Origin of the sequence: Mesorhizobium sp. L48C026A00 (assembly GCF_000502375.1) — a bacterium.
Classification (GTDB): Bacteria; Pseudomonadota; Alphaproteobacteria; order Rhizobiales; family Rhizobiaceae; genus Mesorhizobium; species Mesorhizobium muleiense.
On sequence record NZ_AYWU01000012.1, the window covers coordinates 32,672 to 57,670 of the forward strand.

The window sequence follows — 24,999 nt, forward strand, 5'->3', positions numbered from 1 at the left end:
ACCTCATGGCAACTGGGCGACGAAGGACGCCGAATTGGACACCGCGCCGAACACGCCGCCTTGCATCTTGATCATCTTGATCGCAGCGAGATGGTTGCCGTAGTCAGTCGCCCCGCAGCAATCCTCCAGCATTACGCATTCGAAGCCGCGGTCGTTGGCTTCGCGCATCGTCGTGTGCACGCAGACGTCGGTGGTGATGCCGGTCAGCACGATGTTTTCGATGCCGCGCTGGTTGAGGATCAGCTCCAGGTCGGTGGCGCAGAACGAGCCCTTTCCCGGCTTGTCGATAGATCGGAAGAGCGTCGTGTAGGGNCGGCTCGCCTTCGGCCGGATAGAGGTCGGGGATGATGTCCCAGCCCGGCTCGCCGCGCACCAGGATGCGCCCGCAGGGTCCGGGGTCGCCGATGCCGGCATTGATGCGGCGCGAGCGCCAGCGCTTGTTGGCCGGCAGGTCGGCGAGATCGGGCCGGTGGCCCTCTCGCGTATGAATGACGGTGTAGCCCTTCGCCCGCATGGCAGACAGCACCGATCTGATCGGTTCGATCGGCGCCCGCACCAGCGAGAGATCGTAGCCCATATGATCGACATAACCGCCCGGCCCACAGAAATCGGTCTGCATGTCGATGATGATCAGCGCCGTGTTGTCGGGCCGAAGCTCGCCATTGTAGGGCCATGGATAGGGATCGGCATCGATGTAGCGCTGCGTGATCTCGGCTCTGGCGTTCATTGAGAAAAACTCCAGTCTGGAAACGTCATTTGGTGATCGACAGTTCGCCCGGTGCGCCGGCCAGCGAACGGCTCGGCGACGAGGTGGCGATCATGATGACGAGGGTGAGAATGTAGGGTGCGGCGTAGAACAGATAGTAGCCTTGCGTGACGCCGACCGATTGCAGCGCCGGCCCCAGCGCGCCGGCCCCGCCGAACAGCAGCGCGGCGGCAAAGCAGCCGAGCGGGTTCCAGCGCGCGAAGATGACCAGCGCCACCGCCATCAGCCCCTGGCCCGACGAAATGCCTTCGGTCCAGCTGCCGGGATAGTAGAGCGACAGATAAGCGCCGCCGATTCCGGCCAGCGCGCCGCCGATGCCGGTGGCGATGAGGCGCACCGTATTCGGGTTGAGGCCCATGGCGCGCGCGGCGTCGGAACTGTCGCCGACCACGCGCAGGATCAGGCCGGCCCGGGTGTTGCGGAAAGCCCACCACAGGAACACGGTAAGTGCTGCACCGATCAGGAACAGCACGTTGACGTTGAGCGCCGCCTGCACCTGCGGAACATCGGACCAGCCGCCAAACGGGATGGCCGGCAGGTCGGGCGCCGAGGGCTGGATGAACGGTTTGCCGAAGAAGAAGGCGAGACCCGAGCCGAACAGCATCAGCGCAATGCCGATGGCGATGTCGTTAACGCCACGGAATCTGCAGATCCAGCCGTGGAACAGGCCGAAACAAAGACCGGCGGCTGCGGCGGCCAGCAGACCGAGCCATGGTGAGCCGGTCATCACCGCGACGGCATAGGCGGTCATCGCGCCGAACACCAGTGTGCCTTCGAGACCGAGATTGATGCGCCCCGAACGCTCGGTGATGGCTTCGCCCAGCGACACGAAAATGAAGGGCGTCGACACCCGGATGGCGCCGCCGAGCATGGCGAGCGGAACGCCCCAGAGGCCGATCTCGGTTGCGTTCATCAGGCAGTTCCCTTCAGGAGATCGGGCCTTTTCAAGAGATCGCCCCTCTGCCAGAGGTCGGGATTGAAGGCCTTGAAGCGGCCGTAGAAGGTTTCGCTGAACAGGATGACGACGAAGAGCATGCCCTGCAGCACCAGCACGGTGGCGTCGGGCAGGTCCATGCGGCGCTGGATCAGCCCGCCGGAGGCGTCGATGCCGCCAAGCAGGAAGGCGACCGGGATGATGGCGAGCGGATTGTGGCGGGCGAGGAAGGCGACCAGGATACCGGTATACCCATAGCCGGCGGCGAGCGAGGCGTTGGCGCTGCCTTGCACGGCGGCGACTTCGAGCATGCCGGCAAGGCCGGCAAAGCCGCCGGCCAGCGCGGTGAAACCGACAATCAGCGGTCCAACGGCAAGTCCCTGCACCTGGGCTGCCCTGACATTGCCGCCAGCGATGCGAGCGGCGAACCCCCAGCGGGTCTTTTCGATCAGCAGCCAGGACAGAATGCAGGCGATGATGCCGACGACCAGGCCCCAATGCACGTCCATGCCGGGAATGTTGCCGATGCGGTAGGCCTCAGCCAACGGCTCGGTCGACGGTTTGTTGAGCGAGGCGGGATCGCGCAGCGGTCCTTCCACCAGATGGTTCATCAGGGCGATGGCGATATAGGCCATCAAAAGGCTCGATATGGTTTCGTTGACGGCACGGTAGTGGCGTAGCGCGCCGACGGCACCGATCCAGATGCCGCCGGCGGCCAGGCCCGCCACGCCCATGACAAGAATAACGAAAAAGGCGGGGGCGCCGCTGGCGGCCACGCCCATGGCAGCCGCGGCAACGCCGCCCAGCACGATCGCGCCTTCGCCGCCGATGACGACAAGGCCGAGCCGGGCCGGTAGCGCCACGCAGAGCGCCGCAAGCAGCAAGGGTGCGGCCCGCGACAGCGAGTTCTGGACCGAGAACCACGAGCCGAAGCCGCCGCGCCACATCGTTTCATAGAGCTGCGCCGGCGATTTGCCGACCAGCGCGATGAACAGGCTGAACAGGGCCATGCCGACAATCAGGGCCGCGAGCGGGATGACGAGGGCTTCCGCCCGCCGGGCGGACCATTCGAGCGCCGTCGGATAGCTTTTGGCGCCGAGCATCACTGGCACGCTCGCGCTGCTCACGGTGTCTGCCATGGCCCCCGTCTCCGATCCATGCTCAAGCGGTCGAGCCGACGACACCCTCGACGAGATAGTCCATGCTTTCCAGCTCGATCGCGGCTTCGACGAAGGTCTGGCCCTCGGTTGCGACGACGTCGCCCTTGTTGTTCTTCAACGGCCCCTTGATCACCGAAAAGCCGCCCTTCATCATTTCGGCGAGCGTGCCGTCGAACTGTGCGCGCGCCGCCTCGCTGACGGCGGGGCCGAGCGGGCTCATCTTGACGAAGCCGTCGGCCAGTCCGCCGCGCGTGAAATTGGGCAGCGGCTTGCCGGCCACGAGGTCGTCGACGAACATCTTGTAGACCTTCGCCCAGTTCCATTCCGCGCCGGTCAGGTATTTTTCGGGTGCCAGCGGGCTCTGATTGGCATGGTAGCCGCAGATGAAGGCGCCGCGCCCCGCCGCCGTTTCGACCACCACTTTCGGACTGTCGACATGGCAGGTGATGACGTCGGCACCCTGATCGACCAGTGCATTGGTGGCCTCCGCCTCCTTGACCGCCAGCGACCATTCGCCGGTGAAGATCACCTGGCATGTGATTGCCGGGTCGACCGAGCGTGCGCCGAGCAGGAAGGAGTTGATGTTGAGCAGGACCTGCGGAATGGGCTTTGCCGCGACGAAGCCGATCTTCTTGGTCTTGGTGGCGTGGCCGGCGGCGACGCCGTTGAGATACTGGCCCATGCCGATATAGCCGAAATAGGAACCGGCATTCATCGGATGCTTGTCCTTGTTCCACATGCCGCCGCAATGGCGGAACTGCACGTCGGGGAATTTCGCGCACATGGCCAGCATGTGCGGATCGAAATAGCCGAAGGAGGTCGGGAAGATCAGCGAGGCGCCGTCGAGGTTGATCATCGATTCCATCGACTTCTGGACATCGACCGTTTCGGGGACGTTCTCCTCCTCGACCACGGAGATGCCCTCGATGGCCTTCAATGTGGCGGCACCCTCGGCATGCGCCTGGTTATAGCCGTAGTCGTCCTTCGGTCCGACATAGATGAAGCCGACAGTGACGGCAGCGGCGAACGCCCTGCTGATCGGGAATGACGCCGAGGCCAGGCCGAGCGCCGCTCCGGCGGCAGAGGTCTTGAGCAGATCGCGGCGGCTAAGCATGAATCTCTCGGTCATGTGAATGCTCCCTGTTGAACCCTTTCCGGGTCGATTAATTCCCTTCTCGTAAAGTGCATGCAATCGCCGTGCCAGTTCAAAAGATGGAATTTATCCAATTAAATCAGTTGACGGGCCGATTTGCCGTGCTCAAGCGAAAGGCAATTGCATACACTTTTTGCCTTTCAATTAGCCAGTTTGACATCTAGATTAAAATAGAGGCATAGAGGGCGCGCGCCCGAGTCGAAACTTCCGGCGGGCCACTTGCCGCACGCCGCGAAAAAGACTGACGGAGGAGAATTGTCGGGGAAGCGCAGCTTGATCAGGTCGGGCACGACCGTCGATCAGATGGTGAGGGCGATCGGTGACCGGATCGTCACCGGCTTCCTGCGCCCCGGCGAAAAACTCGACGAGGCTTCGCTCGCTGCCCGTTTCGATGTGTCGCGCACCCCCGTCAGGGAGGCGCTTGGCCGGCTGAGCGCCATGGGGTTGGTCGAAAGGCGGCCCAACCGCGGCGCGACCGTCGCCGTGGTGACGCAGGAGCATCTTGCCTCGATGTTCGAGAGCATGGCCGAGCTTGAAGCGATCTGCGCGCGGTTCTCGGCCGAGCGCATGACCGCCGGCGAACGCCGCGCGCTCGAAGCCGAGCACCAGGCATCGGCGCGCCTCGTGCAATTGGGTGCGGAGGAGGACTACGAGTATTTCAACACCGAATTCCACACCCGGCTCTATCGCGGCGCGCACAGCAAGCACATCTATGAACTGACCGTCATGACACGCAGCCGGCTGGCGCCGTTCCGGCGCGCGCAATTCATGCTGCCGGGCCGCCTGGCCAAATCCTGGCAGGAGCATGACGTCATCGTTACCGCGATCATGCGCGGCGACGGCGCTGCCGCAGGGCATGCAGCCAAGGATCACGTTTCGATCGTCAGCGAGGCGAGCGCCGTCTTTGCCGCGGTTGACCCGATGAAACCGGCGGATACGATCGGGATATCTTCCTAGTGGACAAAACCTGACGCGTGGTACCCGAAACGGAACCGTTTTGACCCCGAGGCGACCTATGTCTTCGTGTAGCGAATGGCCGCTTCGCGCCTGATGTCGGTCGTACCGTTGTGCGCTGGTTGATCCTGAAAGCAGCCATTCAGTGATTGCGCAAGTTCCAGCTGACAACAGGAAACTATTTCGGACCCGAAGCCGCGCGATTATCGTCGAGTCTGTGGGGCTATCAGAACTGAGCTAATTAGTGTGGACAGTCCCGACACAACGCCGAGTGAGCAGTGAGCAATGAACTATTAGGAGGGGGAATGACCGGAGACGACGACCGAGCTCTGACCAAGGAAGACCTCAAGGACCAAGTTCGCACGATCATCCTGTCGCAGGGCAACCACTTCATCAAGGAACTGCTGCGCCAGCATTCGATCAAGATCGGTACCACCAAGAAGGATTTCGCGAAGAATATTGCAGACGCCATTGAGGATGGGACGCTCACTCAGGAGAAGATCGAGACGTGGCTGGAAGAGGTCGAGGGATGGGGCAACCAGCACCTGTACTTATTCGAGGCCCCGACCGTGGCAACGGCAGAGGTCGATGGCCTGCTCGCGGACAGTGATCACAAGAATCTCGTTGGAAAAGGGCAAAGCTTCGATTTTCCCGAAGAGTTGACCCTATCGAGTATCGTATGCGATGCGGTGGGACTTTCGTTGATCTGGCATCTCGGGAAGGAAGGCTGGGACCGCGCAAAGTCCAAGGATTACGTGAAGAAGATCGGCCTGGACCGATATCGATTTGGCGCATATCGACAGCGTATGGACCGAAGCGTGGTTCGCTTTGAATGGCGATTCGCGGACAAACACTGCGCCATCCTCATTCACCGCAACAAGGATATCGACCACGATCAGGCGATGGCGATCGTGTGGGAGGTAGTGCAGGGTTTCGGCCTGTGCGAAAAGCCGTGTGCCCGCCTTTCGCTCTCGGAAGCCGTTTAATCGGCGAGCAAGCAAAAAGGCACGAAGCAGGCGCGCCTCGAGGTGGATGGCGGATTTATCGAGCTCGTGTCGACACTCAAGGACGGCGGGATCGACGAGGTGGAGGCAGTTCGGCACGCCCGCAATGCCGTGAATGACACCGAGTTCGCACGCGCTCAGGGAATGTTCTCAGTCAAATACGACGAGGACGGCGAGGAGGCCATGTCCGTCCAAGTGTTTGGAAGCCAAGGCCGACTACGGCTCTGGGCGCAATGCAAGCGGGACGTCGTCTATGCAGTGATTGCTTATTTCATGATGCACAGCGAGGTCGAGCCCAATGGATGACGCAGAGACTTGGTTTGCGGAAATAGACAGTCGTCGAGCCGCCGGCACCGGGTTGGAGTTCGATCCTGCCGCGTTCGCCAAAGCGGTCGGCTCTGCATGGCCGAACCCGGACCTGCTCGCTTTCCTTGATCAGTACGCCGCGCAAGGCATACTTCAGCGCCTGGCTATCCATCTCTGTCCCACACCTACATGTCATCAGGTCCTCGACAGTGGCATGCTCCAGGCGGGCGAGTGTCCTTCCTGCGGCCTCACATTCGCAGAAGAGGACGAGAGGCCAATCCCTGTGACGCGCTATCGTATCGTTGGCGAGCCAAGCCGCGACATCCGGTGGATGATCGTGGTCCACGGGATGAACACTCGCGGCGCTTGGCAAGAGGACTTCAGCTGGCTGATCGCCAATAAGCTCAAATATTCGGCCCCAGTTCTGATTCACAAATACGGATGGGCGACTGTCGACGTGCTTGCGACGTGGCTTCACCGACGGAGCGCGAAGGCACTGGGCGAGAAGATTCGCCGCGCAGTCACATACGCGACCGAACGTGGCCTGCCAGAGGCTCCCGACATTCTGGTTCACAGCTTCGGAAGCCGGCTCTTTTCGATTGTGCTGCTGGACGAGCAATTCAAGGATCTAAAGTTCGGGCGCGTCATCACCGCCGGCAGCATCATCCGGCCCGACTTCGACTGGACCTCACTGATACGACACCGTCGGATCGAAGCAGTGCTGAACCACGTGGGTGGCAAAGACGGGGCCGTGCCGTTCGCCCAGTTTCTGATTCCGGGCACAGGCCCAAGCGGACGGGAGGGCTATCTAGACCCGGCGGTCCTCAACCAGCTAAGCGCGGAGTTCGGCCATTCCGATGTATTCACGGAAGCCAATCTCCGCCAGCAACTTGCTAAGGGCGGTCTCTGGGACCGATTCCTTACGCAACCCACAGGTCAATTCACTCCGACGGCCCCATTCCGTCCTGAGCAATGGAAGCCTGCATGGATATTAATGCGAGGAGCGTGCCGTCTGTTGGGTTGGACCATTCTCGCCATATTCGGCCCCCTTTCATTGCTTCGCCGAACACTGGACCGCTGACAGTGGTTACGTCGGTCGTTGGCGATGAACGGAAGCTACCAGTTCTAGAACGTAAGCCTGCATCTCGCCACAAATGTCGACGACGTCCCTACGCCTAAGAGGGCACAGAGATCTTGCCTATCGCCCCTCATGTCGTGGGGAGCAGCAACTGCTTCGCGCCGCAGATCAGTCGTTCCTCAGACATCCACCGCATCTTGAAACAGACGTCAGCTCTCGACCCTGAGTGGCTTCTTCCTTCAACGTCGTGCAGCCCGGCAATAACGACGGTGGCCGCTAATGTCCTACAAGGATTGCCGTACGTGCCGACATTGCCGTGCACTAGTTGGCTGTGCCTGTGCGCTGCGGTCCATTGAGTCCGCCGAGGCGATCTCGCCGCGCGGTGTCATTGCGCAGCAAGATCTGACGCTCCAAAAGTAGCCCGGCCTTCGTTGAGGGTGCCTACTTCGCTGCCGCGCCAAGCCACCAGGGCGACGCGTGAATGTCAAGCGGTGACGCCAGGCAGTGCGGGCAGTGAAAGAGGTTCGCGGCGATCTCAACTCCGGTAGACGATCGGTCGCAGTGCAAGCAAAACCAGATGTCGCTCACCCCATGACTTAAGGGGTGCTCGGCTCGGCCCGCGCTGTCCGGCACGGTTGAGCGGCGAGGCCAATCGGAGGCGATCCGGGCGTGGATTAGTTTGCGCCAACCCGAGGCTACATAGAGCGCGGCATTCCGGAAGTCCGTATCATCAATCGGGTTTGCCTTAAGCCGACGATCGGTAACGCGGAAGCGAGGGGGAGCCAAGGGGGCCTCAGGCAACGTGAGTTCCCAACCTCGTCCCCACATGCGAACATCGTCTGCCTGAGTGCTCACCCGATAGCTGTGCCCCTGCAGTTCGCCCTCGAACCTGTCAGCGCCAATTGCGCTCCAGGGATCAGTGTCGATGGAGATCAACGGGTTTTCGGCAAGTACCAGCGCCTCGGCGGTGGCCAGATCCCCCGGAGACGGGCGCCATCCTTTCTTTTCCGCATTGGTGAGGGCGTTCCAATGTGGATAGCCCAAGGCCTGCGCAACTACTTCGAGTGCGCCGACGTGTTTAATCCGCTTGGCATGCGCGATGTTCCGTGCCGCGGTCTTCAGTTCTCTCAGTTGATCGCTATTGCTCATGATCCATTCCTATCGAGGTCACGGATCCGACATGTGCCCACTGCTGATAGACCCGTCCCAGAGGGAATGGTTGATTAAGACTCAGCGAAAGCGCACTGCGAGGCTTTGCATGGTGGGCACACAGGCCTGTGCGGGAGGCCATCACCACGTTGCAGTCAGCGCCAAAAACGTCAAGCCACTTTTGCAGGATTGTAACTAAATTAGGACCACACCTGTCGATCCACTCTCTGCCCCAAACCGGGGTCGTAACGCATGTGGTGCCGCCGAGAAGAACGCGCTTGTTCGCAGGGCTGTCACCGCCTCTCGAAGCGATACCGTACCGAGCCGCTTCGCACGACCCGGAACCTGTTCCTTGTATCGGCGCTGACCGGGTTGCTCAGGGGCAGGACGCGCCAGCGCGAGGGCTCGAACACAAACGGCACGTACAAGATCCTGAATCGCCGCTTGCGTTCAAGGCTGGCGCTGCCGGCAATCTCGAGCTCCCGGGCGGTCAATTCGAATTCACCACCTTCGTCGAGCGCTGACTTTACCTCGTAGAGATATTCGTGCCGTGCGGTTTCGATGCGGAAGTCATAGCCGAGGCTGTCGTCTCCTTCGCTGCCGGTACAAAAGGACGCCCGGTTCGAAGATACCCAACAATCGTCGGTCATTTCCCTGCGGTGATGCCGGCGAAGATATTCGCGGGCGAGCCATTCGCTGGCGATTCCCATCGCGCGGCGAACGGCATCCGGAGGCTGGTTGCGCCAATCTTGGCCTTTCCCGCCGCCGGGACCCGGGCGCCGGCGCTCGCCGGCGGACTGCTCCTGGATGGCAAGCCGCGGTGGCCGGCTCCGGTTGAACCAATCGGGGCCCTGGGCGAGCGCGGCGTCCGCGAGCTGCTCGAATAGGGCCGCAAAGTCGTCTCCACCCGTGTCGAGGGGCTGACCGCTAAACTTGATCGTTCGCTTCTCGGCCTCCGCCTTGCGCCGCGCCTCCCGGGCCTCGCGCTCTTCGTGCTGGAGGTCGGCCTCGGTCAGTTCGAGATCCTCGAGCACATCGGTTTGCTGCATGTCGCGCGGCCATGCCTCGACCTTTCCCAACAAGGCGGGAAGGGATTTTGCCCTGACCGCGTCGAAGTCGACAAGTCCCTTGTCATGGAGGGCCCGGACGAGCGGTTGGGGATCCGCTGTATCCATCAGCGGAGGGCGACCAACCTCCTTCTTTCGGCACCAAGCGCGGATCAGGCTTGCAAGCCTCGCGTGGTTCGACGCGATGAGCTTTCGATTGGCGACGACGACGGCTTCGAAGTCGGGCAGAGTGACCGACGGATCGTCGGGACCAAGGCGGGCCTCTGCTGCGGCGGAGGCAACTCCTGCGACAAAATCGCGGTTGATCGTCTCGTGCTCTGTCGGCCAAGCTGGGTCGAACTCGACGAACTCAAGCTTCCGAAGGGCAACATATTCCCCAAGGTCCCTGCCCGCGCGCCAGTCGCTGGCGAACCGCCGACGCACGCGATCGACCAGCGTCGGCGAGAGCTCGGCCATGAACACTCCAAACAGGCGACGGAAATCCGCCTCGCTGTTGAGGGGTGGATAGCCCAGTTCGGCCAGGGTCCGGCCGTAGGCTTGGAAGTCGAAGCCCATTCGCCGGCGTATCAAGGCCTGGTCGTCAGTGTCATCGATCGCCGAAAGGGCTTTGCCCGCCGTGTCCGTCCCCAGCTCGGTGACTAGCCAGTCGCGCAGCTTCAGCGCCGGGCCGAGCCTGTCGTGCCGCTGCACAAGGCGATCGGCCGTGTCCGTCTCTCGCATGAAGGCGACGATCGGCAGCACAGCGCGCACCCGCCGCTCCACGCCGCCGCGCGTCGCGGCAAAATGGTCCCGGACAACGCCGATGTCGCGGCGAATGGCGCGCGCGAGCATATCCTCGCCCGGCGCCACGGAGGCATCCGAGTATCCCTCGCGCAGCAGGCGTCCCAGCATGGGCTCCAGCGTGTTGCGGCGCGAGCCGACGAGCTTGGTAATCGCCGGTGCCGCCTCGACCAGCAGGTCGACGCTCATCGACTCACCGCCGGTGACCAGCAGCGTCGGGGTCCGGGCATGCGGGACCGCCTGGACGCGATCGTCGCCATGGGCCGTGATTTCCTGATTGTCGATCAGGAGCGCGAAGCGGCCGCATCGCCTTAGCCGGATTTGCCGGAGGCGGCGGTCGAGCTCGTCGGTAGGCAGCGTGCGAAGCTCGAGCGCGTCGCCGAGATATTCGTGGGCGAGGATCGCGACGTCGCTCAGCCATGCGAGGTTGCCGGCAGCAAGATGGGAGTCGGTCGGACGGGGCTGAAACGTCTCGCCGTCGACATAGAGCTGGACGTCTCCTGAATCGGCAAGTCTTGGCGCAAAGCCGCCGGTGGCCGCCAGCAAGTCCCGGACAGCCGCGCCGTCGGTCTCGCCGATGTCGAGGACGGCCTCGCCGCGGTCGGCGAGCGCCCGCGCGGCGAAGCCCTGCCGCTCGGTGGTGACGTGGACAACGCGCGGCGCATCGGGATCGGGCGCGAGCAGCTCGAGGCCACCCGAGCGCTCGACGACGAGCATGAGCGATTTCCCAAGCGCCAGCCGTCGGTCGGCGACATCATTCCAGGCGCGACGGAGTTGCTCGCGCAGGTCACGCCGCTCCGCAGCCGACAGGTCGGATAGCGCTGTCGCTAGGGACGCCAGGCGGGCGGGAGCGGACTCCGCGGCGGACCAGTCGCGGACCCCTATCCGCTCGTCGAAGAGGATTGCCAGAAGCCCGGCACGGCTACCGGGTTCCGCCGAGAATCGCGGGACGAACCGGGGCGGTATCTGGCGCACGGCCGTCGTCGACCAGCTCTGGCGAGGCGTCTCGAAGATGGCCTCGTCGCGCCGCAAGCTCGCTGGCCAGCAACCCTCCCGAAGGAAAACTTGAAGCGGCGTTGGCAGCTCGATCCTCTGGAAGCCGCGCCAATGGTCGATGCTGAAGGTGAAATGAGCATCGCCATTTTCGCGGAGGTAGGCGACGATCAGGTCGGAAAGCGCCTCCCGTGCGGAGGGCGACAAGGATGCGTGCTCCAACTGGCCCGGCAGGCGCCACACTTCACCCCGGAGGTGATATTCGGTCTGCGGATACGAGAAGCTCTCCTTCCGCGCGTGCGCTGTCCAATGGGCGTCGAGGCCCAGCTTCGGAAGGCCGGAGAACAGGACGCTGTTCCAATGGTTAGAGGGCGTCCCGGCCTTGCGAAGGGTGCCGGCGATCGGTTGCAACCCGTCGCGGACAGCCAGCACGCCAAGAAATCGCAACCAATCCTCCCGTCGGTCATCTGATCCGGCGCGCGGCCAGTCTGTAAAGCTGGCGACCAGCTTGCCCTTCTGGTCGTTGGCGTCCGCCGACTGGGGCGCAGCCTCGTGCAGGTACAGCTCGAGCATCCGGCCGATTGTGCTCCACGACGCCGAGAGGGAAGTGTCGGCCGCAGCGAACCAGCCCGCGAGGCAGGGGACGAACAAGCCGGCGGCCCGAAGCCCGTCCTCGACCGCCTTGCCACCCGTGTTCCGCCAGACCCGATACGCCCAGACCAGCGCCTCGCGCCGCTGGATCTCGGTCGGCGAGCTACCGAGGCCCCCCTTGAGGCCGTTAAGTGCCTCCACCGGGTCGTACCGACGCAGCAAGCCCGCCTTCTCGAAGGCACGCAGGCTTGCCTCGGAAATCTCGACCGACTGGTTTAGGAAGCGGAACTTGCGGGAAAGCGAAGAGGGCGGGCTCGGCGGCCCCTCGTTGCGCTTCCCGCGTTCCTTGCCGATGCGGTGGAACACCGGCGGGGCACCATCGAGGCCTCTCGCGGTTGCGGAGAGCAGCTTGTCGTCATTGTCCGGGAATAGCTTCTTGCCCTCGAGGGACGAGAGCCGGAGGGAGGTGGCCGCGTAGACTGCCGCGACATCATCGTAGAAATCGCGCCATCGGCCGGGGAATTTCCGGCCCTTCCCCGCAAGATGCGCGGCGATCGCCTCAACCCAGTTGGAGAGGGTGTCCTCGCTCGGGGCGAGCGGCAACCAAACGGCGGCAGCGAGAGCACGGATGCGCGCGAGGCGCCCCTCCCCGATCGAGGAGGGCACGATCGCAGCATCGGCGACACTGGCAAGCTTGGCTGGCGTCAACTGGTGCGTGCGGACGTCGGGCCACGCATATAGTTCGCTGAAGCTGACCCAGCGCGCAGCGCCGCCCCAGACCACGGGCCAGATGGCGGCCTTCGCCAAGGGCCGCTTGAGAGCGGCAAAGGCCTCGACGACCTTCGGCATGTGGGCGCCGGACCACGCGGCGAGGTCGACGACGGCATTCTCTGGCAACCCGAGGTCACCATCGACGATCGCGAGCGCAGCTTGCGCGGCGGTCCTAGCCGCCGCCTCCAGCAGGTGTTTGTTGAGGGGCAGGTCCGGCTTGATCGAACGCCGGTCAATATCTGCGAAGAAGGGCGCATCGATGTGCCCCGCCATCGGGGACACGGCGCGATCGTCCATCGGCAGGAAGTTGAACAGCCGTGGTGACGCGAGCATCGGCGAGCCAAGGGGGACCGCCACCGAAACCACGGCGTCGCCCTTCCAGGAAAGCCAGCGCTTCAATGGGGGCGCGGCGGAGATACTGGCGCGAACCGCGTCAAGGACCTCTGGCTTCGGCAGGACTTGCCGGACGACGAGGAAGGCGTTGGTCCCGTCGAGGGTCACGCGCTCCATCCGGAGACCCTCTGGAAGCTCGGCTTCGATCGGCGCGACCTTGCGCGTCAGCCGCGTGCGCTCGGGCGGCTGCTCGGGTGCGAGCACGGCGGCGTCGAGCGACGACAATCGATCCAGAAAGAGAAGGACGGGCGCCGGCGCGCTGAGGACTGCCGCCAACTGCTTGCGGGCCAGCTCTATGGCCGGGGCCGTAGCGAGCGGAAGGGCGACTACCGTCACATAGCCTTGCTCGGCAAGCCGGCGCACTTCGGCGGATTGCTCGCGGACCGTGACCGGGACGAGATAGCGCGGCACGTTTGACGCGACCTTAGCCGCAACGTCCGCAGATGCCCCAAGGCCGACCAGCCGGTTCGCTATCTCGTCGACCGCGGCGAAGCGGAAGCAGTAACCGTCGAACTCGCGGGCGGATGTGGGACGCCCGGCCGAGAAGATGTGGACATCATCCGTCAGTGCCTCGACGCTGCGGAAACCCAAGCCCTTGTTGCCAATGCCTTCGCCAATCTCCTTGTCGCTCGTCCCGATGTTGCGGATCGCTTCAAGGTTGGAGTCCGTGAACGGACGACCCTTGTTGGCGACGAGGAGCTCGCCGCGGTCGGGGCCCTCGATTACAAGGCGGATCGCGATCTCGCCTTTTTCGTCGGGGGCGTGCGCGTCATGTGCGTTCTGGAGCAGCTCGAAGAGGACACGTTCCCCATACTGGGTCCCGATCACGTCGTTTAGGCTCTTCAGGCTCTCGTATATCTTGAGCTTGCGATGGTGCGCGTCGAGCGCATGTTCCAACTGAGAGAGCGTCAGCGCTTCTATCGCGTCGGCGGCAGTCGCCAGCACGGGAAAGATCGCCACTTCACCCGGTGATTCGACCAAATCAGCCATGTCGTTCGTAGCCCGCTCAGTACTTCTCGTGGGTGGGATCGTCGTCTGGAAAAGGGTCGACGTAGCCGAAGTCTGCAGACACCTTGGTCGACGTCACCGTTGCCTCCAGGACCTCGATCACGTCGCCGTCCATATCCCTCGACACTGTCAGGGTCACATCGAAGGTGAGGTCGTCTTCGGTATAGGGTGTCCGTGAGCCCAGGGAGACATTGTCCCCATCGATAGAGTCGCGCGCATAGAAGCTAAAGGCGGCCTCGAACCCTATCTTGGCGACCACCTTAACGGACAAAGTCAGTTGGTCTTCGTCCTCTGCAATGACAGAAGGCGCGCTAATCTTGTCCTTGTAGATGTACTGCAGCACCGCGCTGATCGGCTCCACGTCGTAGTCGAGCGGCGCGTCCGCGTTGATGTCGAAGTCGAGGCCATCGAGGTAGTATTCGAAACCTCTGTCGATCTCGTCTTCGATGGCCTTGGCCTCGCCCTTCGCCCAAACAGCAACGACCTTTTCCGCAAGGTGCCGGCCAGGATCGTTGAACCAAGACAAGAGCACGTCGAGCTCTGGGACAACCACCAAGTGTTCCGACTGTGCGGCGAACGCGGCCCAACCTTTGTCGGGGCTTACGCAAACGATGAGTGTCTTACGTGCAGCAGCCGCCTGATCGAGCCCGAGCAAAGCGAACGCATCCGGGAATTCGTGCTTTTTAGACTCCCGCGACTCGAATGGCGTCAAAACGTCGAAGTAGCGTCGTAGCACTTCAGCCGCGAGGTCCCCGTCTCCCTCCCCCGGGATGACCTCAGCGCCAACACCGTCGAGATAATCGGTTACCTGTTCTGTAGCAGCCTTAACTGGATCGACATCGAGCTGGAATTCCGCCTTAGCGGCCGCGAGATTCTTGCCCAGGCCCCACCGGCGATCATGCCGCTTCAATGCGGCGTTCAGCTCGCGTTGGGTCTCTGCCGCGGCGACAGCTATGTGTTTGGTGACTTCTTTGACGACGATCTCGGAGAGAATGAGATTGACCCCGCCTTTCTTGAACTGATCAAGGCGAGCGAGCACCGCATGAGCGAGATTGCACCCGTACTTGTCGAAGATCGCGGTATCGATCGAGATCGCTGAAATAGTCCCGTCAGCTATGCGCGCCTTAACATCGGTCTGCTGCAACTCAGGCATGCGAGCTCATTTCTCAGAACGTCTATGCTTCGCGGGTACCGGCTGGATGTTCTCTGCTCCGTGCATGTCTTGGAGTAGCCGCAAAACGTGGTTCTCCCACTCGTCTCCGTCCCAATATTCCGTATCGGCATGCATAGGCCGTTCGTCCCCCAACTCGCCAGACCAACGACCCTTGGTTGGTCTCGCGCTTCGCTCCGCAGCATTATCGAATCATTGGCAGCCGCAAGAGTTTGCAAGTAATCCAGTATAGCCGTGACGTTCTGGCTGCCCACTGTCAATCATCTGAATGTTTGAGAACCATGGCCAGCTTCTGCTTTAGACCAGTCCTGAGTAACTTAGTCTCACCGGGCTGAACGTCCGCTATCATTTTTTGGACGCCAAAGGCTGCCCGACCGCTTCCGGCCAACCGCGACGTCTGAGGAGTGGTTCGGCGATGACCGCTCTTGGCGCACACCCGCCGTCGGAGAGCTGGTGAGTTAGGTCTCCTTCCCACCCTGAGCGGGCTAACGGCCCCGGAACCAAGCGTCCAGATTTTGACCACTAGCAATCAGGCAAACTGCCCAATCCGTCGGCGATGCGATGATTTTCGCGTCACTCGTGCGCACGCTCGAAGCCGCACAGCTCCACAAATGCCGGCCTTTTGGCACAATTAGGCTTGGCATGCTCCTTGCTTCGTTGATGGTGTGCAGAGCGTCTAGGGTTCCGGCCGCAACACAGCGGTGCTGGTCCAAGAGATGCGACCGCCAGGGATGCACTGAGGCATCCGGCGGAACACGGCGGGCCAAAATCCCGGGAGAACCCTGCACGGGTTTGCTGGCGCGAACCTCTCCCGGATACGCGCTCGCAAACCCCAACATTAATTAAGTCCGGTCGCAATCCGGATCGCGAACAGGGGTACGCAATGCTTCGCAAGCTGGCCGCAATCATCCTAGCCGCATCACTCAGCCTTCCCATCGTTTCCGCCGCCGGCGCGGCGCCCAAGAAAGACTTCAAGATATGCTGGTCGATCTATGTCGGCTGGATGCCATGGGGCTATCTCTCCGATAGCGGCATCATGAAGAAATGGGCCGACAAAAACGGCATCAATGTCGAGATCACCCGCATCAACGACTATGTCGAAAGCATCAACCAGTACACCGCCGGCGGTTTCGACGGCTGTTCGATGACCAACATGGACGCGCTGTCGATCCCCGCAGGCGGCGGCGTCGACACCACCGCCTTGATCATCGGCGACTTCTCCAACGGCAATGATGCGGTGATCCTCAAGGACAAGGCAGCGCTCGCCGACATTGCCGGCCAGAAGGTCAATCTCGTCGAGCTCTCCGTCTCGCATTACCTGCTGGCGCGGGCGCTGGACACGGTCAAGCTCGCCGAGAAGGACATTACCGTCGTCAACACGTCCGACGCCGACATGGTCGCCGCCTATGGCACCAGCGACGTCACCTCGGTCGTTACCTGGAACCCGCTGGTTTCCGAGATCGTCGCCATGCCGGGTGCGCACAAGGTTTTTGATTCCGCGCAGATTCCCGGTGAGATCATCGACATGATGGTCGTCAACACCGAGACGCTGAAGGACAATCCGGCATTGGGCAAGGCGCTTGTCGGCGCGTGGTACGAGGTGATGGAGCTGATGACCTCCGACACGCCGGAAGGCAAGGCAGCCAAGGAGGAGATGGCCAAGGCGTCCGGCACCGACCTCGCCGGCTTCGACGCGCAGCTTGCCTCGACGGCAATGTTCTTCGACCCCGCCAAGGCGGTCGAGTTCACCAATGGTAGCGAATTGCCGAAGACGATGGATCTGGTCCGCAACTTCCTGTTCAGCCACGGCATTCTCGGCACCAATGCGACGAGCGTCGACGTGGTCGGCATGAGCTTTGCCGACGGATCGACGCTGGGCGACGCCAAGAACGTCAAGCTGCGTTTCGATCCAGCGTTCATGGCCGAGGCGGCCACCGCAACGCCCTGACCCGACATGCTGGCCAAGGGAATGAGTGCCAGGGATGAAGCCTCCGCGACGGGCGGTGAGGGCACCACGCGCCCTTCCCGGCCAAAGCCGAGGGTGCGCCTTCGCATGATCAATGCGAAGGTTTCGCGCGGCGGCGCCTTGTTCCTCGGCGGCTTGCCGTTCCTGTTCGTGGCGATCGCCTATCTGATCGCTTCGGCGCAACGACTGGCGGTCAATCCCAGCGACAAGCTGCTGCCTTCGCCGGTACAGATGTGGTCGGCCTTTCTTGACCTTGCCACGGTGCCGGACAAGCGCTCGGGCGACCTCATCCTGTGGGTCGACACCTATGCCAGTCTCCTCAGGCTGTTCGCGGGCGTGGGCGTTGCCACGGTCGCCGCGCTTTCGCTCGGCATTGCCATCGGCTTCATCCCGCGGGTGCGGGCTTTCCTGCTGCCCTTCGTCACCGTCGTTTGCGTCATCCCTCCGCTGGCGCTGCTGCCGATCCTGTTCATCGCGCTCGGCCTCGGCGAAACGGCCAAGATCATGCTGATCGCCGTCGGCGTCGCGCCGGTGATGGTGCGCGACATCGCCAACCGGGTGATGGAACTGCCACCAGAACTGGTGGCCAAGGCGCAAACGCTTGGCGGCAACAGCTGGACCACGGTCTTGCGGCTGGTGCTGCCGCAGATCATGCCGCGCCTCATCACTTGCGTGCGGCTGGCACTCGGACCGGCCTGGCTGTTCCTGATCGCCGCCGAAGCCATCGCCTCGACCGAAGGGCTGGGTTACCGCATCTTCCTCGTCCGCCGCTATCTCTCGATGGACGTCATCCTGCCCTATGTCGCCTGGATCACGCTGCTTGCCGTGATCACCGACTGGCTGCTGGTGCGGCTGTCGCGGGGAATTTCCCCTTGGGCGCATCCGGTGGAGGCCAGATGAGTCGCATCGTCGTTCACGGGCTGGAAAAGAGTTATGGCGATGCCCGCGTGCTCGAGCGGGTCAACGTCACCGCCGAAGCCGGCGAATTCCTGTCGCTGGTCGGCGCCAGCGGCTGCGGAAAATCGACGTTCCTGCGCATTCTGCTCGGCCAGGAGCAGCAGAGCAGCGGCGTCGTCATCGTCGGCGATGGCCCGATCGTGCCCGAGCCGACGCCGCAGCGCGGCATCGTCTTTCAGCGCTATTCGGTGTTTCCGCATCTGACCGCCATCCAGAACCTGCTGCTGGTCGAAGACTTTCGCTCGGGCGGGCCGTTTGGCCGCGTCTTCGGCGCCAGGCGCAGAAACGCCAGGCAACAGGCCGAGGCCATGCTGGCGCGGGTTGGCCTTGCCCATGCGCGCGACCTCTATCCGGCATCGCTTTCCGGCGGCATGCAGCAGCGGCTGGCGATTGCGCAGACCTTGCTCGGCCGTCCGCAGATCCTGCTCCTCGACGAACCGTTCGGGGCGCTCGATCCCGGCATCCGCGTCGAGATGCACGACCTGCTGACCGAGCTCTGGACCGAGCATGGCATGACGGTGGTGATGGTCACTCACGATATCGGCGAGGCCTTCAAGCTCGGCACCCGTGTGCTGGTCTTCGACAAGCTGCGCCACGATCCGCAGTTCCCGTCGGCTTACGGCGCGACGATCACCTACGATCTGAGGCTCGATCGCAAGACCCGGGCTTCCTCTCATCACTTGGCCAAGGTGGCCGCGATGGTCGGGACGACCCGGCCGGAAACAGCAATGGCGACGACGGCGTCGTAACGGAGAGTTTGAATGTCCAGAAATATCCCCGAACGCAGCCACCGCCGGGCAGGGCTCGTCGCCCGGGCGGCCAGGGAGCGTTTTCACCACCCCGATTTCGACGCCCGCGGCACGCAGGGCTGGAAATCGATCGAGGCCGAGGGCAAGCTGCCGGAAAACGGCTGGCGCAAGGAGCAGCAATGGGCGCTCGACATGGGCCTGCCGGGGTCGGAGTCGATCGTCGACAAGTCGATCCCGACATTCGCGCGCGGCGAGCTGCCGCATTTCGCCGGCATCAACACCTTCCTCAAGGCGCCCTATGTCGAGAACGTCCGCGATGTCGGCAAATATGATGCTGCCGTCATCGGCATTCCTTTCGACAGCGGCACCACTTACCGGCCGGGAACCCGCTTCGGGCCGCAAGGCATTCGCCGCATCTCGGCGCTGTACACGCCGTACAACTATGAGCTCGGCGTCGATTTGCGCGAGCAGATGACGCTGTGCGACGCCGGCGACGTCTTCACCATTCCCGCCAACCTCGAAAAGAGCTTCGACCAGATCACCAAGGGCGTCAGCCATGTCGCTTCGTCCGGCGCGCTGCCGATCATGCTGGGCGGCGACCACTCGATCGGTTTCCCTTGCGTGCGCGGCATCGCCGACGTGACCTCGAAGCGCATCGGCATCATCCATTTCGACCGCCATATCGACATCCAGGAAAAGGATCTCGACGAGCGCATGCACACCACGCCCTGGTACTGGGCGACCAACCTGCCGAACGTCTCGGCGACCAATCTCGTGCAGCTCGGCATCGGCGGCTGGCAGGTTCCCCGCTACGGCGTCGCCGAGGCGAGAAAACGCGGCACCAACGTGCTGACCATTGCCGACATCGAGCAGATGGGGCTTGAGAAGGCGGCGGAAATCGCGCTCGAACTCGCATGGAAAGACACCGACGCCGTGTACATCTCCTTCGACGTCGACAGCCTCGATTGCGGTTTCGTACCCGGCACGGGCTGGCCTGAGCCGGGCGGCTTCCTGCCGCGCGAGGCGCTCAAGCTGCTTGGGCTGGTGACGGCTCCCGGCATTTGCGGCCTGGAAGTGGTCGAGGTCTCGCCGCCCTACGACACGTCGGACATCACCGCGCTATTCGGCGTGCGTGTCGTCGTCGAGGCGCTTGGCTCGATGGTCGCGCACGGCAATCTCGGCAAGCACAAATCGATCATCGACAAACCGGTGAGTTTTTGACCATGCACGATGACCAACACCACAATCATGGCCATGACGACGGCCACCATCATCATGGACCGAACGGTCATCATGACCATCCGCACGCCCCTGGTCACAATGGGCCCGCTGGCAAGCCGCTGCAATGGCAGACGCCGCATCTGCCGGACCAGGCTCACGAGCCGCCGGTTGATCCCGCATCGGTCGACCTCGACCTTGTCGAAACCGCCTTCCTCGAAGGCTTTGCGCGGGCGCCGGACCCATCCAGCTTTCTGCGTCTGGCCGGCATACCCTTTGTCGGCGAGATGGCCAACGGCGTGCGGCTTCATCTCTTGCGCGTCGAAACCGAGGATCTGGTCGACGTCGGCGCGGTCATGCCGCTCGTCGGCGGCACCGGCGTCGCCTATCACCCGCTGCCGGCGCGCCTGACATCGCACCGCCGCCGCCTCGCTTTCATCTATCACGATGGCAGCGAGCAAAAGCCGCTCGGCTTCGCCGCCGCGCGCTCCCTAGCAGACCGTTCCGCCGCTTCGCAATTCCCCGTTCCCGGGCACTGAAACCAGAACCCGTCATTCTCATCAAACAGGTGCAACCATGAAAACTTTCGCAAGCATGAAGATATTTGCAAGACTTGGCGTCCTTTCAGCTCTCGCCGCCCTCACACCGTCGCTGGCGTTTGCCCATAGCGGCGGCGCTCACGTCCACGGCTTTTTCCCCGGTCTCCAACATCCGCTCCTCGGCATGGACCATCTGCTTGCCATGATCGCGGTCGGCATCATCGGCGCTCGCGCCGGCGGGCGCAGTATTGTCCTTGTGCCGCTGTTCTTCGTCTCGGCCATGGTCGCAGGGGCCTTGCTCGGCATGGCCGGCATCGGCCTGCCTTCGCTTGAAACCGGCATCGCGCTGTCGCTTGTGGTCTTCGGCGCCATGGTCGGCCTCGCCAGGCCGCTGCCGCTGGCCGCCGCGACGGCACTGACGGCCCTGTTCGGCCTCTTCCACGGCAACGCCCACGGCCTTGAGAGTCCCGAGAGCGCCGGCGGCATCGCCTACGCCGCTGGCTTCATGCTCGCCACGTCGATGCTGCATGCAATCGGCATTCTGTCCGCTGTCAAGCTGGCTCGTTGGCCGACGACGGTCCGCACCGCTGGAATCGCCACCTCGCTGGTTGGAATGGCCATGGCGGCCCAAGCTTTTTGAGACGTAGGCAGTCGGCGAACAGAACTGGAAAGCAGATGAGCCAGAAGTGGTCGATGAGGCTGCGGCGCGTCCGCGATTTGCTGTACCAGATCCTGAAGGTCCGAGCCCAACGGCTTTGAGGGGCGCGGTATTCGCGTCCCTCCGGTCGAAATGAGCGTCAGAACTCGAGCGCCTGCCTGAGCGCCGGACCGCTCCTGACACGCAGATCGAGGTCGGCCTCGATATGGTCGATGTGGTGCAGCATCAGGGCGCTGGCGCGTTCGGAATTGCCATTTTCCAGCGCCTCCAGGATATTCATGTGTTCGCTATGGCCGCAGCTCGAGACGCCCGAGCGGCCGTAGAGCGCGATCACCAGCGATGACCGCGCCACCAGTTCTTCCATGAAGCGCTGGAGGATGGCGTTTCCGGCAACCGAAGCCAGCAGCAGGTGAAAATCGCCCGAAGCCTTGATTTCCGAGCGTCTTGCATTTGGTCCGCGTTCGGCAATGAAGCGGCCCTCTTCATCGAGCTGCGCCTTGAAGGCAGCGACATGGTCCGGCGTCATCCGCCCGGCTGCGGCAATCGCTATGCCGGGCTCGATCAGCCGGCGCGAAGCGAAGACCTGGCGCGCTTCCTCCGGCGACGGGTTGGCGACGAAGGCGCCACGATTGCGCTCGGTCCGTACCAGGCCTTCGAAGGAGAGCATCTGCAGCGCCGCGCGCGCCACGGTGCGGCTGACATCGAATAAAGTGCCGACCTCGCCTTCCGACAGCTTGGTTCCGGGCGCCAGCCGGCGGTCGACGATCGCGTCGCGCAACTGGTCGCGGATCGCCTGGGCGCGATCCTCGTTGGCACTGTCGACAGCAGGGAAAGTCTGGTCGGCTATATTCATGATGGTGGTCCCTGCGCCTTTCTACCCTGAATCGGGTCGCTTGCACGAGGGGCAAAGTGAATACGATGCCGGAAAAGATTGCATACAATTTGGCGAGAATCGCTGGCGATCGCCTATAATTTGTGCATTCTCAGGCATGCCGTTTCGAGGGGCAGCCGGGAGCAATTCTGATTTTCCCAAGGAATCAATCGTTTGAGGCCGATCTGGGGCAACTGGCATGCATGATGCTTTGCTTAAGTTGATTTAGAGAGGAAGCCGGATGTCCAAAGCCGCCGAAATCGACATCGTGTCCGTTTCGAAGATCTATGGCGCAACGACTGCCGTCGAAGACATCAGCTTGAAAATCCCCGCGGGAACCTATTGCTGCCTGCTCGGGCCGTCCGGCTGCGGCAAAACCTCGACGCTGCGCATGATTGCCGGCCACGAAAGCATATCGAGCGGCGACGTGCGTCTCGGCAACACGGTGGTCACCGACCTGCCGCCGGCCAGGCGCGGCACCGCCATGATGTTCCAGTCCTACGCGCTGTTTCCGCATCTCGACCTGGTCGACAATGTTGCGTTCAGCCTCAAGATGAAGGGCGTCGGCAAGGAACAGCGCCGCGCCAGGGCGCTCGATATGCTGAAGCTGATGCAGATGGAGGGCTACGCCGGCCGCCGCCCGGCGCAGCTTTCGGGCGGACAGCAGCAACGCGTCGCTCTGGCCCGCGCGCTGATCACCGACCCCGAAGCGCTGCTGCTCGACGAGCCGCTATCGGCACTCGATCCATTCCTGAAGATCCGCATGCGGGCGGAACTGAAGAAGCTGCAGACGTCGCTCGGCATCACTTTCGTCCACGTCACCCACAGCCAGGAGGAGGCGATGGCGCTCGCCGACCTGATCGTGGTCATGAACGACGGCCGTATCGAGCAGGCGGCGCATCCGCGCATCGTCTTCGAGCGGCCGGCCACCGCGTTCGTCGCCCGCTTCATGGGCGATCACAACGTCGTCTCCGGCCGCGTCAGCGGCAGCCGCGACGGCATGGTTGTCTTCGATGTGCCGGGTGGGGCCTCGCTTGCGGCCAGCGGGCAGGGCAGGGCGATCGGCGAGCCGATCGATATCGCCATTCGCACCGACCATGTGCGGATCGGCGACCCACTGGCCACCGGGCTCGGCTTCACCGGCATCGCTTCCAACGTCGAATACCGCGGCTCGACCGTAAAACTCTCGGTCAATGGCGCCGGCATCGAGGATTTTACCGTCATCGTCGACGACACCAGCTTCTTCGCCAAGCCGGTCGCCGTCGGCGACGCGGTGCCGATCGCCTGGGACGCCGAGGACGCGATCGTCCTTGGCCGTCTCGATTCCTGAACCAGAACCACCAATCAAAACAGGGGAACTGACATGACCAACGCCACCGACAACAAGACAGGAATTTCCCGCCGCTCGCTGCTCAAGACCGGTGCTGCCGCCGTCGGTCTTGCCGCCGGTTCGGGTGCCATCACCGGGTTTCCGACGATCTGGGCGCAGAACCCGATCACGCTGCGCCAGTTCGGCACCGGCGTGTCGAACCTCAACGCCATTGCCGACAAGTGCAAGGCCGACCTCGGCATCACGCTGGAAATGACCGCGACCGATTCCGACGCCGCCGCCCAGCGCGCGGTGACCCAGCCGGACAGCTACGACATCGCCGACATCGAATACTGGATCGCCAAGAAGGTGTATCCGTCCGGCGTGATGCAGCCGATGGATGTCAAGAAGCTGAAATATTACGACAAGATCGTGCCGCTGTTCATCACCGGCAAGCTGACGCCCGACAGCGTCATCGCCCAGGGCACCGCGCCCCATACGGTCGGCTTCGTCGAGGCGCAGGACGCCAAGACCTTCGCCGAGCAGCCGACGCAGTGGATGACGATGGTTCCGACCATCTACAATGCCGATACGCTCGGCATTCGCCCCGATCTTGTCGGCCGCGAGATCACCACCTGGGCCGACATCATGGATCCGGCCTTCAAGGGCAAGGCCGCCATTCTCAACATCCCGTCGATCGGCATCATGGATGCGGCGATGATCATGGAAGCCATGGGCAACATCAAATATGCCGACAAGGGCAACATGACCAAGGAGGAGATCGACAAGACGATCGACTTCCTGATCAAGGCCAAGCAGGACGGCCAGTTCCGGGCGTTCTGGAAATCGTTCGACGAGAGCGTCAATTTGATGGCATCGGGCGAAGTGGTCATCCAGTCGATGTGGTCTCCGGCCGTCGCTGCGGTCCGCTCCAAGGGCATCGCCTGCAAGTACCAGCCGCTCAAGGAAGGCTATCGCTCGTGGGGCGGCGGCCTCGGCCTGGCGGCGCACCTCAAGGGCGCCGAGCTCGACGCCGCCTACGAGTACATCAACTGGTACTTGTCCGGCTGGGTCGGCGCCTACCTCAACCGCCAGGGCTATTACTCGGCCGCCATGGATACGGCCAAGCAGTTCATGTCCGAGGACGAATGGGGCTACTGGGTCGACGGCAAGCCGGCCAAGGGCGACATCATGGCGCCGGACGGCAAGATCATGGAGAAGGCGGGCGCGGTGCGTGACGGCGGCTCTTTCGTCGAGCGCATGGGCAAGGTCGCCTGCTGGAACTCGGTCATGGACGAGGACCGCTACATGGTGAGGCGCTGGAACGAATTCATCGCGGCGTAGTGCCTTCTTGCCTTCTCCCCTTGTGGGAGAAGGTGGCCGAGCGAAGCTCGGTCGGATGAGGGGTGTTGGACGGATCGCCAACGCTGAGTTTCTTCCAACACCCCTCATCC

At 63.0% G+C, this 24,999-nt stretch carries 19 protein-coding genes, 1 pseudogene and 1 riboswitch; of the genes and pseudogenes, 12 read left to right on the forward strand and 8 right to left on the reverse strand.

Annotated features, from left to right (window positions below):
- Positions 1 to 3: 3 nt before the first annotated feature.
- From biuH to X738_RS62115, 4 genes and pseudogenes are all read right to left on the reverse strand, one after another.
- A pseudogene (gene biuH, locus X738_RS62100) lies at positions 4 to 727 on the reverse strand (biuret amidohydrolase).
- 25 nt (positions 728 to 752) lie between these two features.
- On the reverse strand, positions 753 to 1,679 hold the full coding sequence (locus X738_RS62105) for an ABC transporter permease (protein ID WP_023800144.1): 927 nt from the start codon (positions 1,677 to 1,679) through the stop codon (positions 753 to 755).
- Positions 1,679 to 2,839, reverse strand: coding sequence for an ABC transporter permease (locus tag X738_RS62110; RefSeq protein ID WP_023800145.1), 1,161 nt, complete (start codon positions 2,837 to 2,839; stop codon positions 1,679 to 1,681). Before X738_RS62110 ends, X738_RS62105 begins: the two co-directional genes overlap by 1 nt.
- Positions 2,840 to 2,861: 22 nt before the next feature.
- Entirely contained in the window at positions 2,862 to 3,989 is a 1,128-nt protein-coding gene (locus X738_RS62115; protein ID WP_023800146.1) for a BMP family ABC transporter substrate-binding protein, read from the reverse strand.
- Between the two features lie 297 nt (positions 3,990 to 4,286).
- On the opposite strand from X738_RS62115, the gene X738_RS62120 reads away from it, so the two are divergent.
- The 4 genes from X738_RS62120 to X738_RS62135 all read left to right on the forward strand — a co-directional run bounded on the left by X738_RS62120 (position 4,287) and on the right by X738_RS62135 (position 7,358).
- Positions 4,287 to 4,970: a GntR family transcriptional regulator gene (locus X738_RS62120; RefSeq protein ID WP_023800147.1), complete on the forward strand. Its 684-nt coding sequence runs from the start codon at positions 4,287 to 4,289 to the stop codon at positions 4,968 to 4,970.
- Positions 4,971 to 5,272: 302 nt separating this feature from the next.
- Complete coding sequence (locus X738_RS62125) at positions 5,273 to 5,953, forward strand: hypothetical protein (RefSeq protein WP_023800148.1); 681 nt, start codon at positions 5,273 to 5,275, stop codon at positions 5,951 to 5,953.
- Between the two features lie 42 nt (positions 5,954 to 5,995).
- Positions 5,996 to 6,277, forward strand: coding sequence for a hypothetical protein (locus tag X738_RS62130; RefSeq protein ID WP_023800149.1), 282 nt, complete (start codon positions 5,996 to 5,998; stop codon positions 6,275 to 6,277).
- Complete coding sequence (locus tag X738_RS62135) at positions 6,270 to 7,358, forward strand: hypothetical protein (protein ID WP_023800150.1); 1,089 nt, start codon at positions 6,270 to 6,272, stop codon at positions 7,356 to 7,358. The genes X738_RS62130 and X738_RS62135 overlap by 8 nt, the downstream gene beginning before the upstream one ends.
- 438 nt (positions 7,359 to 7,796) lie before the next feature.
- On the opposite strand, the gene X738_RS80950 is transcribed toward X738_RS62135, so the two are convergent.
- From X738_RS80950 to X738_RS62145, 3 genes are all read right to left on the reverse strand, one after another.
- Positions 7,797 to 8,504, reverse strand: a complete 708-nt coding sequence (locus tag X738_RS80950) for a hypothetical protein (protein ID WP_023800151.1) — start codon at positions 8,502 to 8,504, stop codon at positions 7,797 to 7,799.
- Positions 8,505 to 8,797: 293 nt separating this feature from the next.
- Positions 8,798 to 14,089 (reverse strand): sacsin N-terminal ATP-binding-like domain-containing protein, encoded by a 5,292-nt coding sequence (locus X738_RS62140; RefSeq protein WP_023800152.1) that lies wholly within the window; start codon positions 14,087 to 14,089, stop codon positions 8,798 to 8,800.
- 16 nt (positions 14,090 to 14,105) lie between these two features.
- Positions 14,106 to 15,260 (reverse strand): PIN domain-containing protein, encoded by a 1,155-nt coding sequence (locus X738_RS62145; protein ID WP_023800153.1) that lies wholly within the window; start codon positions 15,258 to 15,260, stop codon positions 14,106 to 14,108.
- Between the two features lie 683 nt (positions 15,261 to 15,943).
- Positions 15,944 to 16,058: riboswitch (guanidine-I (ykkC/yxkD leader) on the forward strand.
- Positions 16,059 to 16,161: 103 nt separating this feature from the next.
- Here X738_RS62145 and X738_RS62150 point away from each other — a divergent pair.
- From X738_RS62150 to X738_RS62175, 6 genes are all read left to right on the forward strand, one after another.
- Complete coding sequence (locus tag X738_RS62150) at positions 16,162 to 17,226, forward strand: putative urea ABC transporter substrate-binding protein (RefSeq protein WP_023800154.1); 1,065 nt, start codon at positions 16,162 to 16,164, stop codon at positions 17,224 to 17,226.
- 105 nt (positions 17,227 to 17,331) lie between these two features.
- Positions 17,332 to 18,144, forward strand: coding sequence for an ABC transporter permease (locus X738_RS62155; protein WP_023800155.1), 813 nt, complete (start codon positions 17,332 to 17,334; stop codon positions 18,142 to 18,144).
- Entirely contained in the window at positions 18,141 to 18,950 is an 810-nt protein-coding gene (locus X738_RS62160) for an ATP-binding cassette domain-containing protein (RefSeq protein WP_023800156.1), read from the forward strand. Before X738_RS62155 ends, X738_RS62160 begins: the two co-directional genes overlap by 4 nt.
- Before the next feature lie 12 nt (positions 18,951 to 18,962).
- Positions 18,963 to 20,171 (forward strand): agmatinase family protein, encoded by a 1,209-nt coding sequence (locus X738_RS62165; protein WP_023800157.1) that lies wholly within the window; start codon positions 18,963 to 18,965, stop codon positions 20,169 to 20,171.
- A gap of 2 nt (positions 20,172 to 20,173) precedes the next feature.
- Positions 20,174 to 20,707, forward strand: a complete 534-nt coding sequence (locus tag X738_RS62170; RefSeq protein WP_023800158.1) for a hypothetical protein — start codon at positions 20,174 to 20,176, stop codon at positions 20,705 to 20,707.
- A gap of 37 nt (positions 20,708 to 20,744) precedes the next feature.
- Positions 20,745 to 21,347, forward strand: coding sequence for a HupE/UreJ family protein (locus X738_RS62175; RefSeq protein WP_245277695.1), 603 nt, complete (start codon positions 20,745 to 20,747; stop codon positions 21,345 to 21,347).
- Positions 21,348 to 21,504: 157 nt separating this feature from the next.
- On the opposite strand, the gene X738_RS62180 is transcribed toward X738_RS62175, so the two are convergent.
- The gene (locus tag X738_RS62180; protein WP_023800160.1) at positions 21,505 to 22,218 is read right to left on the reverse strand and encodes a GntR family transcriptional regulator; all 714 of its coding nucleotides are present in this window, start codon (positions 22,216 to 22,218) and stop codon (positions 21,505 to 21,507) included.
- Positions 22,219 to 22,477: 259 nt separating this feature from the next.
- On the opposite strand from X738_RS62180, the gene X738_RS62185 reads away from it, so the two are divergent.
- Positions 22,478 to 23,566: an ABC transporter ATP-binding protein gene (locus tag X738_RS62185; protein ID WP_023800161.1), complete on the forward strand. Its 1,089-nt coding sequence runs from the start codon at positions 22,478 to 22,480 to the stop codon at positions 23,564 to 23,566.
- Between the two features lie 33 nt (positions 23,567 to 23,599).
- A complete protein-coding gene (locus X738_RS62190) occupies positions 23,600 to 24,889 on the forward strand; it encodes an ABC transporter substrate-binding protein (RefSeq protein ID WP_023800162.1) in 1,290 nt (429 codons plus the stop codon).
- Positions 24,890 to 24,999 lie beyond the last annotated feature (110 nt).

Bases quoted from the DNA above. Each gene is read 5' to 3' on its own strand.
- X738_RS62175 (WP_245277695.1), top strand. From the start codon at position 20,745: ATGAAAACTTTCGCAAGCATGAAGATATTTGCAAGACTTGGCGTCCTT.
- X738_RS62180 (WP_023800160.1), bottom strand. From the start codon at position 22,218: ATGAATATAGCCGACCAGACTTTCCCTGCTGTCGACAGTGCCAACGAG.
- X738_RS62105 (WP_023800144.1), bottom strand. From the start codon at position 1,679: ATGAACGCAACCGAGATCGGCCTCTGGGGCGTTCCGCTCGCCATGCTC.
- X738_RS62125 (WP_023800148.1), top strand. From the start codon at position 5,273: ATGACCGGAGACGACGACCGAGCTCTGACCAAGGAAGACCTCAAGGAC.
- X738_RS62135 (WP_023800150.1), top strand. From the start codon at position 6,270: ATGGATGACGCAGAGACTTGGTTTGCGGAAATAGACAGTCGTCGAGCC.
- X738_RS62185 (WP_023800161.1), top strand. From the start codon at position 22,478: ATGTCCAAAGCCGCCGAAATCGACATCGTGTCCGTTTCGAAGATCTAT.
- X738_RS62110 (WP_023800145.1), bottom strand. From the start codon at position 2,839: ATGGCAGACACCGTGAGCAGCGCGAGCGTGCCAGTGATGCTCGGCGCC.
- X738_RS62160 (WP_023800156.1), top strand. From the start codon at position 18,141: ATGAGTCGCATCGTCGTTCACGGGCTGGAAAAGAGTTATGGCGATGCC.
- X738_RS62140 (WP_023800152.1), bottom strand. From the start codon at position 14,089: ATGGCTGATTTGGTCGAATCACCGGGTGAAGTGGCGATCTTTCCCGTG.
- X738_RS62190 (WP_023800162.1), top strand. From the start codon at position 23,600: ATGACCAACGCCACCGACAACAAGACAGGAATTTCCCGCCGCTCGCTG.
- X738_RS62165 (WP_023800157.1), top strand. From the start codon at position 18,963: ATGTCCAGAAATATCCCCGAACGCAGCCACCGCCGGGCAGGGCTCGTC.
- X738_RS62155 (WP_023800155.1), top strand. From the start codon at position 17,332: ATGATCAATGCGAAGGTTTCGCGCGGCGGCGCCTTGTTCCTCGGCGGC.
- X738_RS62115 (WP_023800146.1), bottom strand. From the start codon at position 3,989: ATGACCGAGAGATTCATGCTTAGCCGCCGCGATCTGCTCAAGACCTCT.
- X738_RS62170 (WP_023800158.1), top strand. From the start codon at position 20,174: ATGCACGATGACCAACACCACAATCATGGCCATGACGACGGCCACCAT.
- X738_RS62150 (WP_023800154.1), top strand. From the start codon at position 16,162: ATGCTTCGCAAGCTGGCCGCAATCATCCTAGCCGCATCACTCAGCCTT.
- X738_RS62145 (WP_023800153.1), bottom strand. From the start codon at position 15,260: ATGCCTGAGTTGCAGCAGACCGATGTTAAGGCGCGCATAGCTGACGGG.
- X738_RS80950 (WP_023800151.1), bottom strand. From the start codon at position 8,504: ATGAGCAATAGCGATCAACTGAGAGAACTGAAGACCGCGGCACGGAAC.